A 15070-nucleotide genomic window follows, 5' to 3' on the forward strand; every position below is an offset into this window, starting at 1 on the left:
TTCGGAAAAAATGAATAATGGGTAAACTCGAAGACATGGCCTTATTGGTGGAAGTCGCCAGGGCCGGAAGTCTTTCCGCAGCCGGACGACGCCTGTCGCTTTCCCCTGCCACCATGACGGCCAGGCTGAAGGCGATTGAGGAGCGTTACCAGACGCGGCTGTTTCATCGCTCTACGCGCTCCCTCACCCTGACCCGCGCAGGCGAAGAGTTTTACCACGCCGCGCTGCGCGTGCTGGAAGAGGTGCATCACGCCGAGTCGCTGCTGACGCAAAAAGAGGGCGTGCTCAGCGGCAACATTCGCCTTTCCTCTCCCTCGGACTTTGGCAGACAGTATCTCAGCCCTGCCGTCATTGAATTTTCCCGACGCCATCCTGCCGTAAAATTTTACATCTCGCTAAAAGAACACGTTGAGGATCTGGTTGCTAACCGGCTGGATATGAGCGTGCGTTTCGGTAACCTGCCGGACAGCAGCCTTGTCGTCAGAAACATCCGCCCGAACCATCGGGTGCTGGTTGCCTCCGGGGAGTATCTTAACGACCACGGCACCCCCGCCACGTTTGCAGATTTAGCCCGACACCGGTGCCTGGCGCTGGAGTCTCAGGGCGTGGTGATGAACGAATGGCGTTTTGAAAAAGAGGGAGAGGAAAACATTGTGCGCGTCGAGCCCGCCATGGTGTGCGACGACGGCGCAGTGCTTCGTCAGTGGGCGCTCAGCGGGGCCGGCATCGCGGGGAAATCGTGGTGGGACGTCAAAGACGACGTTGAGGCCGGAAGACTCACGGTGCTGTTTGCCGACAGCTTCACCGGCTTTAGCCGATACGATCGCAAAGATGTCGGGCTACAGTTTGTTTATCCGCAGCGCAAGCTGCAGCCGCTTCAGGTTACGGCGTTCAGCCAGTTTTTTCTCGACTGGCTAAAAGAACATTAATTTGTCGCCAAAATAAGAGACAGCGCCCATTTCGGTGACACCCTCAGGACTACCCTGAGAGCGGTTTTCAGGAGGAACAAAACATGAAAAAGCTTCTGATATGTTGTTTGTTTGGTAATACCGCAAACTCGCTCGCCAAAAAGATGCAGTCTCTGGCAGAACGCGAAGGCTATCCGCTGATGATTAGCGCTGTAGGGCTGGATAACTTCGCCAGCGTCGCTCCCGCGTTCGATGGGTTTCTCATCGCACCGCACATTCAGTACAAACTCGATGAGATAAAAGAAACGGTGGGTAATACGCGTTCACTCGCCATCGTTGAGAGTCTTCCCTATGCCTCTCTGGACGCGAGGAAGGTATTGGATTTCGTAAAGGAACAGATGCCTGAACTGGCTGCCTGAAATATAAGGCCGCATCGGTTCTGCGGCCTCCTCTCACCCGCCGATCAAAAGACGGTTTCCTCGGACATTCTGATCATACTGCGTCCACTCTCGGCTTAAGCAAAAAACGTCTTTGTTCAGCGCAAGGGAACTGCGCTGAAACCCTCGCTTATCGTCGGCAGATAGATGCCATCGTGCGTGAAAAACAGTGATACACTTACCCCACCGGGTTGATCGTCCCATCTGAAGGGCTCATGATCAATGACGGTAACCAAAGTACTAAATGGTCACTCGTTGTTAATCGTCGCCTGTCACGCTAAGCTTACATAATGACTAAAACTATGAACGCCCCATCAATACGTGGTCCGCTTGACCACTCTGTCAGAGAGCAAATCGTCGAAGCAGCTTTTGAGCACTTCGGTCACTACGGCTATGAAAAAACCACCGTCGCCGAGCTGGCGAAATCGATCGGTTTTTCTAAGTCCTACATTTATAAGTTCTTCGATTCCAAGCAGGCTATCGGCGAGGTGATCTGCGCTAACCGCCTGGAGCTGATCATGGCGGCAGTGCTTTCCGCCCTCGAAGGTGCACCGTCAGCAAGCGAAAAATTACGTCGGCTTTTCAAAGCGCTTACCGAGGCAGGAAGCGAGCTGTTTTTCCACGATCGCAAGCTTTACGACATCGCCGCCGTCGCCGCACGCGAGCAGTGGCCGTCGACTGAACGGTATGCTGAAAGCCTGATGAAGCTGATTGAGAGCATCATTATTGAAGGCAGGCAGGCCGGAGAGTTTGAAAGAAAAACGCCGCTGGATGAGGTCACTCAGGCCATCCACATGGTGATGTGTCCTTTTATTAATCCCGTTCAGCTGCAGTACAACCTTGAAATGGCCCCTTCTGCCGCGGTGCTTCTCTCCTCACTGATATTAAGAAGCCTGGCCCCCTAATTTGTGACCATTGACATTATTGGTCACTAGTCAGAGAATGCGGATACCGTCCTGTTACTTCAATAAGGTTTCCCATGCTCAGGCTCACTTCAGCCCGCGTTGCCGTATGTCTTCTGCCGTTTGCCCTGGTGGCGTGCGGCGATAATTCCGCGAGTGACGATCCGCGCACTAAGCCACCGCTTGTCAGATCCGCCTCTGTCGAGATGGCGAACCCTGCCGCCCGCGCCTTCACGGGCGTGGTGGTGGCAAAAACGCAAAGCGACCTGGGCTTCAGGGTTCAGGGAAAAATCCTCGAACGCCTGGTGGATACCGGGCAGACCGTCAGACAGGGACAGCCTTTGCTGCGTCTCGATCCTGTTGACCTGAAATTACAGGCCCAGGCGCAGCAGCGCGCGGTGGATGCTGCCCAGGCGCGGGCGAGAAAAGCCACCAGCGATGAGTCGCGTTATCGCGGCCTGGTGGCGTCCGGCGCGGTGTCCGCCTCGGAGTACGATCAGATTAAAGCGGCGGCCGATACGGCCCGGGCGGATCTCAGCGCTGCCCGCGCGCAGGCCAACGTGGCGCAAAATGCCACGGGCTACGCCGTACTGCTGGCGGATTCAGACGGCGTGGTGATGGAGACGCTCGCCGAACCCGGTCAGGTCGTTAGTGCCGGGCAGGTCGTCATCCGCCTTGCCAGAGCGGGACAGCGCGAAGCGCTTGTCCAGCTTCCGGAGACGCTGCGCCCTGCCGTGGGCAGCGAAGCGCAGGCCACGCTTTATGGCAGTGAACAACACCCGGTCACCGCGACGTTGCGCCTGCTGTCTGACTCCGCGGATGCCGCAACCCGCACGTATGAAGCCCGCTACGTGCTGGATGGTCAGCTGGCGAACGCGCCGCTGGGGGCGACCGTCACGCTCAGCATTGAAGACGCGAAAACGGAAGGTCAGGCGATGCAGGTCCCGCTGGCCTCACTCTACGATGCGGGTAAAGGGCCCGGCGTCTGGCGCATTTCCGCCCAGCCAGCAAAGGTCACATGGACACCGGTTAAGGTGCTGAGCGTGGGCGAAGATGCGGTCCAGGTCACGGGTGGCGTGAAGCCCGGGGAGAAGATCGTTGCGTTAGGCGCCCATCTTCTGCACGAAGGTGAAGTTGTCAGGCTGGCAGAACAGCGCCATGCCGCTCCGGCGGAGAATGCACAATGAGCGGAAGCCGCTTCAATCTGTCAGCGCTGGCCGTCCGCGAGCGTTCCGTCACGCTGTTTCTGATCGTTCTGGTGACGATTGCCGGTATTTACGCCTTTTTTGGGCTCGGGCGCGCGGAAGATCCGCCCTTCACCGTGAAGCAGATGACGGCGATCGCCGTCTGGCCGGGCGCAACCGCGCAGGAGATCCAGGATCAGGTGGCCGAACCGCTGGAAAAGCGCCTGCAGGAACTCAAGTGGTATGACCGTACGGAAACCTACACCCGCCCCGGCATGGCGTATATCACCTTGTCACTGCAGGACAAAACCCCGCCTTCTGAAGTGCAGGAGGAGTTCTATCAGGCGCGTAAGAAGCTTGGTGATGAATCCCTGCGTCTTCCGGCGGGCGTCATTGGCCCGATGATCAATGATGAATTCTCGGATGTCACCTTTGCCCTCTTTGCCCTGAAAGCAAAAGGCGAACCGCAGCGGCAGCTGGTACGCGATGCCGAAGGCCTGCGCCAGCAGCTTCTGCACGTTCCCGGGGTGAAAAAAGTGAACATTATCGGCGAACAGGCCGAGCGGATTTATATCGCCTTCTCCCATGACCGTCTGGCCACAATGGGCCTCTCTCCGCAGGATATTTTCAATGCCCTCAACAGCCAGAACGCCCTGGCCGCGGCGGGCGCCATTGAAACCCGGGGCGCACAGATTTTTATCCGCCTGGACGGCGCGTTCGATGAACTGCAGAAAATTCGCGATACGCCTTTAGTCGCCAAGGGCAAAACGCTCACGCTGTCGGATGTGGCAACGGTTGAGCGAGGCTACGAAGATCCCCCGACGATGCTGATACGCAATCAGCATGAACCCGCCCTGCTGCTGGGCATTGTCATGCGTGAGGGCTGGAACGGCCTGGCGCTGGGTAAAGCGCTGGATGCGGAAACGGCGAAAATCAACGATAGCCTGCCGCTTGGCATGACCCTGACCAAAGTCACCGACCAGTCCGTGAATATCCGCTCGTCTGTCGATGAGTTTATGATCAAATTCTTCGTCGCCCTGCTTGTGGTCATGGTGGTCTGTTTTGTCAGCATGGGCTGGCGCGTGGGGGTGGTGGTTGCCGCGGCGGTACCGCTGACGCTGGCGGTCGTTTTCGTGGTGATGGAAGCCGCGGGAATAAACTTTGACCGCGTCACGCTGGGCTCCCTGATCCTCGCCCTCGGTCTGCTGGTTGACGATGCCATTATCGCCATCGAAATGATGGTGGTGAAGATGGAGGAAGGTTACGACAGAATCAAAGCCTCGGCCTACGCCTGGAGCCACACCGCCGCGCCGATGCTGGCCGGTACCCTGGTGACGGCCATTGGCTTTATGCCGAATGGTTTTGCCCAGTCGACCGCCGGGGAATACACCAGCAATATGTTCTGGATTGTCGGCCTCGCCCTGATTGCCTCATGGTTTGTGGCGGTGGTGTTCACACCGTATCTTGGGGTGAAGATCCTGCCGGCGATCCCAAAAGTGGAAGGCGGCCATGACGCCATCTATAACACGCCTCGCTATAACCGTTTTCGCCAGCTGCTTGGCCGCGTTATCGCCAGAAAATGGCGCGTGGCCGGGTCCGTGGTCGCCATTTTCTTTCTGGCCTTGCTTGGCATGGGGCTGGTAAAAAAACAGTTCTTCCCGACCTCCGATCGCCCGGAAGTGCTGGTTGAAGTACAGATGCCTTATGGCACCTCGATTGCGCAAACCAGCGCCGCAACCGCAAAAATAGAAGCATGGCTGGGCCAGCAGCCGGAAGCCAAAATCGTCACGGCCTATATTGGTCAGGGCTCGCCCCGTTTCTATCTGGCAATGGCTCCCGAGCTGCCCGATCCCTCTTTTGCGAAAATCGTGATCCTGACGGACAGCGAGACGTCACGTGAGGCGCTTAAGTTCAGGCTCAGGGAGGCCGTCGCCAGCGGTCTTGCACCTGAAGCCCGCGTGCGGGTAACACAACTGGTGTTTGGCCCCTACTCGCCCTTCCCGGTTGCCTGGCGCGTGTCGGGGCCGGACGTCAAACAGGTACAGGACATCGCCGAACGGGTGAAAGCCGTGCTTCAGGCAAGCCCGATGATGCGAACCGTCAACACTGACTGGGGGGCACGCGTTCCGGTATTGCATTTCACTCTCGATCAGAACCGCCTGCAGGCGACCGGCTTAACCTCCAGCGCCGTTGCCGAGCAGCTTCAGTTCCTGTTATCAGGCGTGCCTGTCACCTCCGTGCGGGAAGATATTCGATCGGTAGACGTCGTTGCCCGCGCGGCGGGTGATATCCGCCTTGACCCGGCAAAAATCGAAGGCTTTACCCTGGTCGGCAATGCGGGACAGCGCGTACCGCTGTCTCAAATCGGCAGGATTGAGATCGGCATGGAAGACCCGATCCTGCGCCGCCGCGATCGCACCCCCACGATTACCGTACGGGGCGATATCGCCGACAATCTTCAGCCGCCGGACGTGTCGGTCGCCATCATGAAGCAGCTCCAGCCGATCGTTGATTCGCTGCCGGCCGGCTACCGTATCGACATGGCGGGTTCGATTGAGGAATCGGGTAAAGCCACGCAGGCTATGTTACCGCTGTTCCCGATCATGATTGCCCTGACGCTGCTGATCATCATTTTGCAGGTGCGTTCACTCTCCGCGATGGTCATGGTGTTCTTAACCGCGCCGCTGGGGCTGATTGGCGTCGTGCCGACCCTGCTGATATTTAATCAGCCGTTTGGCATCAACGCGCTGGTCGGTTTGATCGCCCTCTCCGGCATTCTGATGCGCAATACACTGATTCTGATCGGTCAAATCGATCATAACCAGAAGGACGGCCTCGATCCGTTCCAGGCGGTGGTCGAGGCGACGGTCCAGCGAGCGCGACCGGTCTTACTCACCGCCATGGCGGCCGTGCTGGCGTTCATTCCCCTGACGCATTCGGTGTTCTGGGGAACGCTGGCCTGGACGCTGATCGGCGGTACGCTGGGCGGGACGATCATTACCCTCGTCTTCCTGCCCGCGATGTATGCGATATGGTTCCGGATCCGCCCGGTTGAACAACGCGTTCAGCACGGCACGGAAAACGTGTAAACTACCATTGGTAGATAACTAATCTGAGGAAAGCATGGTTGTTAAGCGCTTAAGAAAAGAGGACCGCCGCGTGCAGCTGCTGGAGGTTGCGCGTGGAATCGTGCGTCAGCAAGGCACCGAGGCGTTGACCCTTGGCTATCTGGCAGAACGGGCCAATGTGACCAAGCCCATCCCCTACGACCACTTTGGCGATCGCGAAGGGCTGCTGATGGCGCTGTATCAGGACTATAGCGATCGGCAACTGGCGAAATTCCGCGAGACGCTGGCGGTTGACAGCAAAACGCTGGAGAAGACGATCCGCTTTTTCAGCGCGGCCTATATCGACTGTGCCATTGCCGCCGGGCCTGAAACCGGGCCAATCGCCGCGGCGCTGTCCGGTTCTCGCGCGCTGCAGACGTTCCGGGAAGCATGCGTGGCCGAATGTGCCGACTGCCTGCGCACCGCGCTTTCGCCTTTTATCGTCTTAAAAGGCGTTCAGGGGGAAGCGGTACTGACGGCCATCATTGGGGCGGCGGAGGCGCTCAGCACCGCGGCCGGCAACGGCGTGCTCGCCCGGAATGTGGCGGAAGATACGCTCAGCGGCGCCATGACCGGCGTGCTTGCGACCTACGCGAATAGCACAAAATGATCGCCAGGGGTGGATTGACACTTAAGTTACCAATAGTAACATAGGCATTTCTTCTCCCCCATTTTGAGGTTGCTATGTCTGCTACAAATGCCATGAGTAACGCGCTGATCGTGACGGCTCACCCTGTCGACACGTCCTTGTCCCATTCACTGGCCGCCCGCATTGCCGGAAAATTACGCGAGGAAGGTATGCAGGTTGAGATGGCCGATCTTCATGCTGAAGGGTTTAATCCGGCGATGACCCGCGCCGATCTTGACTTGTATCACGGGGATCCGAGCGCCCTCCCCGACGATATTCTGCGCGAGCAGCAGCGCGTCGAGCGTGCGGATATGCTGGTGTTTGTCTTCCCGGTGTACTGGTGGTCGGTTCCCGCGCTGTTGAAAGGCTGGTTCGACCGCGTATTGACCCTGAACTGGGCGTATAAGGTGGCCGACGACGGCCGGATTGTGGGCAACTTACGGGGTGTTCCCGTTCGCCTGATTGCCACTGGTGGTAGCGATCTCACCGGGTTTGATAAACACGGCTATTCGACGGCGATTGAGACGCAGATAATCGAAGGGGTATTTGGTTTCTGCGGGTTGAAGAACGTTAAGCTCGATATCCTTTACCAGGCAGATACGGCGACGCCTGAGCAGGTAGAAGAATTCCTGAGCAAGATCGGCAACCTAAAATAATATCGGCTATCCAGCCAGCAACGGCGTGCCTCCTTCGCCAAAAGGAGGCACGAGTTCTCGATGTTACTAACCGTCAGGGATCCTGCTGGCAAACCGGAACGCTCTTTCTTGTGATTATTCAAAAAATAACGAGAAAAGGCCTATCGTCATCACTACACTCATAATCACCTGAATCAAAATAATAAAAAAAGCGATCCCACCTAATACCGTGATTTTTCGACGCAGAATGAAAGTTATGCCCGAAAGTACAGCACTGAACAGAATGGCTTTAAGTATATAGGAAAGCGGCATCATGGCCGGATGACCGGTCTGCACTCCAGCAAGCCCAATGAGACCCAGTAGAAAATTACCGCAAATTCCCCATCCCCAGAAAGTCATCGGTAAGCTCATCTGCCCCGCGACTAATCTTTTCAACATACGCACATCCTTTTTGTGATTTTTTATCGAAACACAACGGTTTTTATCCAGTCTCTCGCACTGTTGGATTGTGCAATAAGTCGAGCCGACAAATACGCAACTACCAAATATGCTGATATGATTTTGTTCATCTTTACATGCATATTGATGGTATTGAAAAGAACTATCGGCAGCAAATTTTTAAAGTTTAACGGCTCGTCCGGATATGACTTAAAAGATATATCAGCGAAGGTCATAATATGTTTACGTCAGTTCAGCCAACAACCACCCTCACCACCACCGGATCCTTCGGCGGTGAGAGCGTATCTGTAGTGAACGACTGACAAACAGAACCTCAATCCCCGCCGACATGGACGGGGAAATCTCTCTCCGTTCACCACCCTCTGAATGGAGAAAGAAAATGGTTTCATCTGACAATGCTCTCTTGATTATCGACATGCAGCAGGGCCTCTTTCGGGGCCCGGTTTCCCCTCGCTCCGCCGATGCCGTTCTGGCCAATATCCGCTTGTTAATCGCCAACGCCCGAGACGCGCAGGTGCCCGTCTTTTTTGCCCGCCATATTGGGCCGGACGACTCCCCCTTCTCAGAAAAGGGGCCGTTAACACAGCTGATACCTGAACTGGACGTGAAGGAGCAGGACGTTGTTTTCACCAAGCGCTATCCCAGCTGTTTTCGGGATACGGTATTGCTGCGAGAACTTAATCAGCGAGGTATTAAACAGCTGGTCATTGCCGGGATGAAAACAGAGTTTTGCGTCGATACGACCTGCCGGGCCGCACCGGAACTAGGTTTCAGGACGGTATTAATTTCAGATGCGCATACCACAATGGATAATGACTATTTATCCGCCAGCGACATTATTGCCCATCACAACAGCACGCTGGCAGGCCCGTTCGTGACGCTCTCGACTGCTCGTGACTGGCTTTTTAATACGGTGAGTTGACTCGCGTGAGCGCTTATCTCTTTACCCGGCTCGCCTTTCCGCGCGCCGGGCACATAAGAGAATAATTACAGGGTAAAACCACCGTCACCCACCTGTGCCTGAGCGTACCATTGCATCAGCTTCTCGGTGCCGGGCTCGTTTTCTGCCGGTGACCATGGGGCGGTATCATGCTCGGGCACGGGCTGATACCCCCCGTGTTTAACCTCAAAAATGACGCCACCTTTATCCAGCGACAGCACGGCATGCCAGGTTCCGGCATCCATCTCCAGCACTTTACACTCTTCACCTAACACCACACGCCGGGTCACGTTGCCGCTGTCGTCAAAATTCAGCACCAGAAAGCGACCGCTCAGCGCCGTCAGCAGTTCAAAGGTGTGAGGATGGCGATGGGGGCGAACATAGGTACCGGGCTCCATTGCAATGGCCAGGCGCTGTACCGGGTCGCTCAGTTCAGGGTGTAAATTACGATGGGCACGTAAGCGAGGAGAATTTGCGGCCTGCTCGCTTTGCTGCTGCAGGTCACTGAAAGTAATTTGTTTCATATACACCTTTAGGAATGTGGGCTGTCTACGGCAACCCGATTGCCGCAAGACGTTATACCATCCTGAACGGTCGAGGAGCGATGGGATTTGTGAAACAAATCGCTGCCGGGCGAGTGGTCAATCCCCCGACAGGAAGCTCATCAGTAGAACTGACATGAAAACCGCCATTCCCCTTCTGATGACCGGTGAAAGTAACCGATACCGTTATCCGCCCACATCCAGTTTACTTTTTCTTCTGACCCAACCTGAAAAACAAACTCTTCGATTCCCACACCGTGTTGTATCTCAGTCGGAAATCCCCCTACCTTGGTTCCCCTGTAGCGGTTGATATCTTCAAAAAAACTATCACTGGCCTGCTCATCATCATTTACGCAAGAGAGATCAATAATATCCCAGGCATCTTCCCATCCAGGAGCATCGTCAATGACACTCAGCCATTGAACTGGAAACGGCCGATACGGCGTGTCCAATTCAGGCAATGGCTGAAGCCCTTCGAGGGTGGCATACTCGCGAATTAACCATCCCTCACCGTGAGGTTCGTCAAAGGGATGTTGTTCCAAATTGTGAAACAACACCAGAAGGGCTATGCCCTTCAACTGGTCAGGAATAACAGGAAGCTCGTCGATCCTGATCTGAAGAAGTGGAAACATTGGTTTGCCCTTCCAGGTGGGTAATCCTTCATCTACGCGAGAAACGCCCTTCAGAAACCATGACGTAATGGGATCTTCAGGCGGCCGAAACCCACCGACCTGCGCGACCGATGCGGGTCTTAGCCTGGTCCGGAGTTCTTCTAAAACTGACGCACTCTCTAATCTCATGTTTGCTCGCCTCTGTAGACGCTTGTCGGATAGATATTCTGCTGTTCATTGTAAGTTAATCATCACATCTGGAGAATCTCATTGAATAATAAAACCTATGTTGAGTAAAACTCACATTGATTCCCACTATTTCTCGTTTTTCAAACCTGATCGCATTGAAATACCATCCCTTCATTCCCAATCTCTTCCTGACCTGGAACAGGGAGCGAAACTCAAATAATAAATACACCTGCAAGTCTATGGAGTACGTATGACACTCGATGTCTTATTTCATCTAATGAAAATGATCTCACCTGAAAAAAACATCGCGGGTGAAAATATTCATGCGTTAATAACGTTACTTTCGTCAGAAGGCGATAGCGCTGAGGTGCTTTCACCCTTTATTCATCGCCTGCATCTGCTCTCTTTTGCCCAGAGCAATCCGCGTAACGCCGACGAGTTACTCTCTGCGCATTTACCCAAAGACGACGGGATCCTTCCGGTTCTGGACTTCGCGGACTGGCCCAGGGTGCGTTACGTGGGGTCAGGTGAAGTTCAGACGCTTGAATCTGAGGAGTACTTCCGTGAAATGACATCGGCTACCAATCTGTTACGTTCTGCGCTGATCGAAGCTGAACGCGCAAAGGGAACGCCCGCTCTTTATATACTGGATAAATTACTCAACCTGAACAGCGCCCTGCCGGAAAGATATAAAAAGATGGCGAATATTCCCTACGCATAAATACGTTCACGATGCGGAATATCTCCCTGTTAATATTCCGCTATTTATTAAATCCGCTTTTCGTTGAAATCAAGACAGACAATATCCAAAGAGGGCACCACTGGCGCATTAAGGTGAAGCCAGGCCAGCAACCGTTCAATACTCTGTCCTCTGAGCGAATTTTTGGGCCAGACAAGGTAGTAACCGTCCCCTGTTGCTATCGCCTCCCTGAAGGGCAGCGCGAGCAGGCCGCTTTTCAGCGCGTCGAGCGTGAGCCGGAGATCCGCCATCGCTACACCGTGTCCGTGCATGGCCGCAAGGCTTGCCTGCTCCAGGGTGTCGAACACGATCCCACCGCTCATGTCGAGGCCGGGGAATAAGCCCGTCCTTTTCAGCCAGCGCTTCCAGTCCCGTCTGTCCGGTGACGGATGAATAAGATCGCACTCTGGAAGCTGATGCCGGGCAGGCTCCAGCAAAGACGGCGTACAAACCGGAATAAGCCATTCGCTGAACAGCAGCCGGCTCTCCGTTGACTCGCCAAAATAGCCGTTCCCGAGGAGGATCGCACAATCGTAGGGCTCGCGGCTGAAGTCAACGGTGTCGAAGTCCATCCAGACGCTGGCGATTTCGATTTTCGGCTTCGCGTGGTTCTCGCGGAAGGATTTAAGCACATCCAGAAGCCATCGCATCGTCAGCGAGCTGGGCGCTTTGAGGCGCAGAAGGTGGTTTTCACTTTTGAATGCGCGACAGGCCCACTCAATAGTCGAGAAACTTTCGCTAAGCTGCCCGGCCAGAATACGCCCGGCATCGCTGACCTCTACTTTCGGACCCTGGCGTTTAAACAGCTCGCAGTCGAACCACATTTCAAGCGTCTGGACATGTCTGCTGACTGCCCCCGGCGTGATATTCAGGACTTCAGCCGCTTTGCTGAAGGAGTTTAGCCGTGCGGCAACTTCGAACGCGCGCAGCGCATACAGTGGCGGTAAAGACATACGTTCCCTTTTTGTCAGGTGTAATCATGCAGTTTTTGTATTATCGGCACTCGGTGACGTTTCACCCCATTCCTCAGCCGGAAACGTCAGCAGCAGCCCCCTGAGCAGAGACTCAAGCTGCGCGCGTTGCGCCTCAGAGAGGTTTCTCAGCAGCGCATTTTGCGTTTCCGTATGCACGAGCAGCGCCTGTTCGATACGAGCCTGCCCGTGCGGCGTCAGGCTGACGAGCGAGCTGCGCTTGTCATCAGGATCGGCAATCCGCCTGATAAGGCCTTGTTGTTCAAGATGGTTGAGCCGGTTCGTCATCGCCCCTGAAGTGATCAACAGGGATGTATACAGCTGCGTGGGCGAAAGGCAGTACGGCTTCCCGGCGCGACGCAGCGTGGCGAGGACGTCAAACTCGCCCTCGCGAAAGCCAAACGGTGCCATGGCCTGCGCGCGTTCTTTTCCCAGGTGCTTCATCAGCCTGAGCATTCGGCCAAAAATTTTCATCGACGAGGCGTCCAGCTCAGGCATGGCGCTGCTCCACTGGCCGACAACGAAGTCTACATGGTCTTTCATCTTCACCCCGGATAGCGTGGGAATTTATCGAGTTGTGCGGTACATCTTACACAAAAACAGATTTTATCTTAACGTTAAGATAAATGCTCGCGGCAATTTGCCTGGGCCATTCACAACCGAAAAGGATGCCATGTTGAAACGTACATCACCGTTACTCTTCGCCGTTATCGCTTTTATCGTCGGGCTGAACCTGCGCCCCATTCTGGCCTCGGTCGGCCCTCTTTTCTCCGTGCTGCAGCGCGAAGCGGGGCTGACCGCGACGCAATTCAGCCTGCTGACTACCCTGCCGGTGGCGATGATGGGACTGGCTGCCCTGTGTGGCCCCTGGCTTTTAGCCAGGATCGGTGCCGTCAGGGGAATAATGCTCGGGCTGTTCATCCTGCTGGTAGCCTGTTCATTACGCGGTTTTAGCACCTCGCTGACAGGTTTGATGGGCACCGCGTTACTGGGCGGGGCCAGCATCGGCACGATCCAGGCGTTAATGCCTGCCCTGATAAAAAAGGCGTATACGCAAACGGCCAGCACGATCATGTCGCTATTCAGCACGGGCATTATGGCCGGTGCGGCAGTCGCCGCCGCCAGCGCCGAGCCGCTGTTTTCATGGCTCTCGCTCAAGCCCGCGCTGGCTATGGCAGGCGTGCTCGCGCTGCTGGCGCTGATGCTGTGGTTACCCCTGGTTAAACAGCCTCAAGGAGAACAAACAGCACATGAACCCGTTACGCTCTCTTCCTCCCGGACTGGCCTCCTTCTGCTCTTTTTTGGCGTGGGGACGGGTGCCTACACGCTGGTCTTAGCCTGGCTGCCCCCGCTCTATATTCAGGCAGGATGGTCCGCACGCAGCAGCGGCTATATGCTGGCCTGGTTGACCTTAACCGAGGTGGCCGCCGGGTTTGCCGTCTCCGCGCTGATCGGTAAATTCCCCGACCGCCGTGTTCCGCTGATAACTGTACTGTTACTGCTGCTGGCGGGATTACTGTGTCTGGTCTTCTCTCCAGGTACGACGCCGGTCTTATCAACCTTGCTGCTTGGCATCGGTATCGGCGCCCTCTTCCCGCTGTCGCTTATCGTCACGTTCGATCATGCGCGAACGCCCGCGCAGGCCGGGAAGTTACTGTCTAAAGTTCAGGGCGGAGGATATATGCTCGCCGCGCTCATGCCGTTAGTTGCAGGGATCGTTCGCGACAGTTCGGTCTCGCTGACCAGCGCCTGGCTGGTGATGAGTGCAGGAGTCGTGCTGTTGATCGTTATCGCGTTCACTTTCAAACCCACCGTGAACGTGCAGGCACGGTGAATGCGATACCATAATTGAGAGTCGTATTTCAGACGGCTCTACGTTAAATTCCATCATTACAGGCTATTAAGGAGTGGATATGTCGCAGACGTTACCGGGAATTGATGTCATGTTCGTCGCCGGGTTCGGGCCCATTTCACAGGATACAGCGTCCAGCACCGCGTTTTATATCCAGACTCTCGGACTGCCGCTGAAGCCGATGGAGGGCAATGCCGATTATCTGCTCACTGAAGAGGAACGCTTACCGGGCGTGAAGCATTTTGCCGTCTGGCCGCTGTCACAGGCGGCAACGTCCTGTTTTGGTGAAGCGCAGTGGCCCGTGGAGCATCCGATACCGCAGGGATGGATTGAATACGAGGTGCAGGATCTCGATTCCGCTACCCGTGTTCTGAGTGAAAAAGGCTATCGGTTGTTGGTCGCCAACCGCACGGAACCGTGGGGACAAACCGTTACTCGCCTGCTCAGCCCGGAAGGTTTGCTGACCGGACTAACGATTACGCCGTGGCTGCGTGGATAGAGGATGTTATAAGGTGCTGGCTTATATCACGATAGGGACAAATGACTTTCAGCGCGCCGTGAACTTTTATGACGCTATTTTTAACGTGCTGGGCTATTCACGTCTGCCCGCCTGGACTGATAGCTGGGCAATGTGGGGAAACGAAAATCATCCGGATGACGAATTTAGCTTCTGCATTTGTCCTCCTTTTGACCAGCAACCCGCGACGGCGGGAAACGGGACAATGTTCGCATTCAGAGCCAATAACGCGGAAATTGTCAGACGCTTCCATGCCGCGGGCCTCCGTGCGGGAGGAAAGGATGAAGGCGTGCCCGGTACACGAACCGCCTACGGCCCCGATTTTTATGTTGCCTATCTGCGCGATCCTGACGGGCATAAACTGGCATGCGTTTACCGGAATTATTCACCTGATGCGGATACGCTCTCAGGAGAAAAAGAGTCACTTCACTAATAAAGTTTTACGGTAT

At 55.5% G+C, this 15070-nt stretch carries 17 protein-coding genes; 12 read left to right on the forward strand and 5 right to left on the reverse strand.

Annotated elements, in window-relative coordinates; genetic code table 11:
- The first annotated feature begins 17 nt into the window (after nucleotides 1–17).
- The 7 genes from BFG58_RS03860 to BFG58_RS03890 all read left to right on the forward strand — a co-directional run bounded on the left by BFG58_RS03860 (nucleotide 18) and on the right by BFG58_RS03890 (nucleotide 7822).
- Nucleotides 18–929: a LysR family transcriptional regulator gene (locus BFG58_RS03860; protein WP_069719284.1), complete on the forward strand. Its 912-nt coding sequence runs from the start codon at nucleotides 18–20 to the stop codon at nucleotides 927–929.
- 83 nt (nucleotides 930–1012) lie between these two features.
- Nucleotides 1013–1327 (forward strand): PTS sugar transporter subunit IIB, encoded by a 315-nt coding sequence (locus BFG58_RS03865; protein WP_045910457.1) that lies wholly within the window; start codon nucleotides 1013–1015, stop codon nucleotides 1325–1327.
- A 308-nt stretch (nucleotides 1328–1635) separates the two neighbouring features.
- The gene (locus BFG58_RS03870; RefSeq protein ID WP_069719285.1) at nucleotides 1636–2250 is read left to right on the forward strand and encodes a TetR/AcrR family transcriptional regulator; all 615 of its coding nucleotides are present in this window, start codon (nucleotides 1636–1638) and stop codon (nucleotides 2248–2250) included.
- Nucleotides 2251–2324: 74 nt separating this feature from the next.
- Nucleotides 2325–3434: an efflux RND transporter periplasmic adaptor subunit gene (locus tag BFG58_RS03875; protein WP_069719286.1), complete on the forward strand. Its 1110-nt coding sequence runs from the start codon at nucleotides 2325–2327 to the stop codon at nucleotides 3432–3434.
- Complete coding sequence (locus tag BFG58_RS03880) at nucleotides 3431–6520, forward strand: efflux RND transporter permease subunit (protein ID WP_069719287.1); 3090 nt, start codon at nucleotides 3431–3433, stop codon at nucleotides 6518–6520. The genes BFG58_RS03875 and BFG58_RS03880 overlap by 4 nt, the downstream gene beginning before the upstream one ends.
- A gap of 34 nt (nucleotides 6521–6554) precedes the next feature.
- Nucleotides 6555–7148, forward strand: coding sequence for a TetR/AcrR family transcriptional regulator (locus tag BFG58_RS03885; RefSeq protein WP_045910453.1), 594 nt, complete (start codon nucleotides 6555–6557; stop codon nucleotides 7146–7148).
- A gap of 74 nt (nucleotides 7149–7222) precedes the next feature.
- Nucleotides 7223–7822 carry an NAD(P)H-dependent oxidoreductase gene (locus BFG58_RS03890; RefSeq protein ID WP_069719288.1) on the forward strand — a complete coding sequence of 200 codons (600 nt, stop codon included), beginning with the start codon at nucleotides 7223–7225 and terminating at the stop codon, nucleotides 7820–7822.
- 114 nt (nucleotides 7823–7936) lie between these two features.
- Here the strand turns inward: BFG58_RS03890 and BFG58_RS03895 are convergent, their stop codons facing one another.
- Nucleotides 7937–8239 carry a hypothetical protein gene (locus BFG58_RS03895; RefSeq protein WP_048030616.1) on the reverse strand — a complete coding sequence of 101 codons (303 nt, stop codon included), beginning with the start codon at nucleotides 8237–8239 and terminating at the stop codon, nucleotides 7937–7939.
- A 400-nt stretch (nucleotides 8240–8639) separates the two neighbouring features.
- Between BFG58_RS03895 and BFG58_RS03900 the strand changes: the two genes are divergently transcribed.
- A complete protein-coding gene (locus tag BFG58_RS03900; RefSeq protein ID WP_063621554.1) occupies nucleotides 8640–9182 on the forward strand; it encodes a cysteine hydrolase family protein in 543 nt (180 codons plus the stop codon).
- Nucleotides 9183–9247: 65 nt separating this feature from the next.
- On the opposite strand, the gene BFG58_RS03905 is transcribed toward BFG58_RS03900, so the two are convergent.
- Nucleotides 9248–9724 carry a WbuC family cupin fold metalloprotein gene (locus BFG58_RS03905; protein WP_069719289.1) on the reverse strand — a complete coding sequence of 159 codons (477 nt, stop codon included), beginning with the start codon at nucleotides 9722–9724 and terminating at the stop codon, nucleotides 9248–9250.
- 140 nt (nucleotides 9725–9864) lie between these two features.
- Nucleotides 9865–10542, reverse strand: coding sequence for a DUF1963 domain-containing protein (locus BFG58_RS03910; RefSeq protein WP_069719290.1), 678 nt, complete (start codon nucleotides 10540–10542; stop codon nucleotides 9865–9867).
- A gap of 250 nt (nucleotides 10543–10792) precedes the next feature.
- Between BFG58_RS03910 and BFG58_RS03915 the strand changes: the two genes are divergently transcribed.
- On the forward strand, nucleotides 10793–11263 hold the full coding sequence (locus tag BFG58_RS03915) for a hypothetical protein (protein WP_069719291.1): 471 nt from the start codon (nucleotides 10793–10795) through the stop codon (nucleotides 11261–11263).
- A gap of 47 nt (nucleotides 11264–11310) precedes the next feature.
- On the opposite strand, the gene BFG58_RS03920 is transcribed toward BFG58_RS03915, so the two are convergent.
- The gene (locus tag BFG58_RS03920) at nucleotides 11311–12234 is read right to left on the reverse strand and encodes a LysR substrate-binding domain-containing protein (protein WP_069719292.1); all 924 of its coding nucleotides are present in this window, start codon (nucleotides 12232–12234) and stop codon (nucleotides 11311–11313) included.
- A 24-nt stretch (nucleotides 12235–12258) separates the two neighbouring features.
- Complete coding sequence (locus BFG58_RS03925) at nucleotides 12259–12795, reverse strand: MarR family winged helix-turn-helix transcriptional regulator (RefSeq protein ID WP_069719293.1); 537 nt, start codon at nucleotides 12793–12795, stop codon at nucleotides 12259–12261.
- Nucleotides 12796–12925: 130 nt separating this feature from the next.
- On the opposite strand from BFG58_RS03925, the gene BFG58_RS03930 reads away from it, so the two are divergent.
- From BFG58_RS03930 to BFG58_RS03940, 3 genes are all read left to right on the forward strand, one after another.
- Nucleotides 12926–14086 (forward strand): MFS transporter, encoded by a 1161-nt coding sequence (locus tag BFG58_RS03930; protein ID WP_069719294.1) that lies wholly within the window; start codon nucleotides 12926–12928, stop codon nucleotides 14084–14086.
- Nucleotides 14087–14165: 79 nt separating this feature from the next.
- Complete coding sequence (locus BFG58_RS03935) at nucleotides 14166–14603, forward strand: VOC family protein (RefSeq protein WP_069719295.1); 438 nt, start codon at nucleotides 14166–14168, stop codon at nucleotides 14601–14603.
- A 13-nt stretch (nucleotides 14604–14616) separates the two neighbouring features.
- Nucleotides 14617–15054 (forward strand): VOC family protein, encoded by a 438-nt coding sequence (locus BFG58_RS03940; RefSeq protein WP_069719296.1) that lies wholly within the window; start codon nucleotides 14617–14619, stop codon nucleotides 15052–15054.
- Nucleotides 15055–15070: the final 16 nt, after the last annotated feature.

The organism is Enterobacter sp. ku-bf2, assembly GCF_001742765.1.
Taxonomy (GTDB): domain Bacteria; phylum Pseudomonadota; class Gammaproteobacteria; order Enterobacterales; family Enterobacteriaceae; genus Enterobacter; species Enterobacter quasiroggenkampii.

Coding starts and splice junctions, on each gene's coding strand:
- BFG58_RS03860 (WP_069719284.1), top strand. CDS start 18: ATGGGTAAACTCGAAGACATGGCCTTATTGGTGGAAGTCGCCAGGGCC.
- BFG58_RS03865 (WP_045910457.1), top strand. CDS start 1,013: ATGAAAAAGCTTCTGATATGTTGTTTGTTTGGTAATACCGCAAACTCG.
- BFG58_RS03870 (WP_069719285.1), top strand. CDS start 1,636: ATGACTAAAACTATGAACGCCCCATCAATACGTGGTCCGCTTGACCAC.
- BFG58_RS03875 (WP_069719286.1), top strand. CDS start 2,325: ATGCTCAGGCTCACTTCAGCCCGCGTTGCCGTATGTCTTCTGCCGTTT.
- BFG58_RS03880 (WP_069719287.1), top strand. CDS start 3,431: ATGAGCGGAAGCCGCTTCAATCTGTCAGCGCTGGCCGTCCGCGAGCGT.
- BFG58_RS03885 (WP_045910453.1), top strand. CDS start 6,555: ATGGTTGTTAAGCGCTTAAGAAAAGAGGACCGCCGCGTGCAGCTGCTG.
- BFG58_RS03890 (WP_069719288.1), top strand. CDS start 7,223: ATGTCTGCTACAAATGCCATGAGTAACGCGCTGATCGTGACGGCTCAC.
- BFG58_RS03895 (WP_048030616.1), bottom strand. CDS start 8,239: ATGTTGAAAAGATTAGTCGCGGGGCAGATGAGCTTACCGATGACTTTC.
- BFG58_RS03900 (WP_063621554.1), top strand. CDS start 8,640: ATGGTTTCATCTGACAATGCTCTCTTGATTATCGACATGCAGCAGGGC.
- BFG58_RS03905 (WP_069719289.1), bottom strand. CDS start 9,724: ATGAAACAAATTACTTTCAGTGACCTGCAGCAGCAAAGCGAGCAGGCC.
- BFG58_RS03910 (WP_069719290.1), bottom strand. CDS start 10,542: ATGAGATTAGAGAGTGCGTCAGTTTTAGAAGAACTCCGGACCAGGCTA.
- BFG58_RS03915 (WP_069719291.1), top strand. CDS start 10,793: ATGACACTCGATGTCTTATTTCATCTAATGAAAATGATCTCACCTGAA.
- BFG58_RS03920 (WP_069719292.1), bottom strand. CDS start 12,234: ATGTCTTTACCGCCACTGTATGCGCTGCGCGCGTTCGAAGTTGCCGCA.
- BFG58_RS03925 (WP_069719293.1), bottom strand. CDS start 12,795: ATGAAAGACCATGTAGACTTCGTTGTCGGCCAGTGGAGCAGCGCCATG.
- BFG58_RS03930 (WP_069719294.1), top strand. CDS start 12,926: ATGTTGAAACGTACATCACCGTTACTCTTCGCCGTTATCGCTTTTATC.
- BFG58_RS03935 (WP_069719295.1), top strand. CDS start 14,166: ATGTCGCAGACGTTACCGGGAATTGATGTCATGTTCGTCGCCGGGTTC.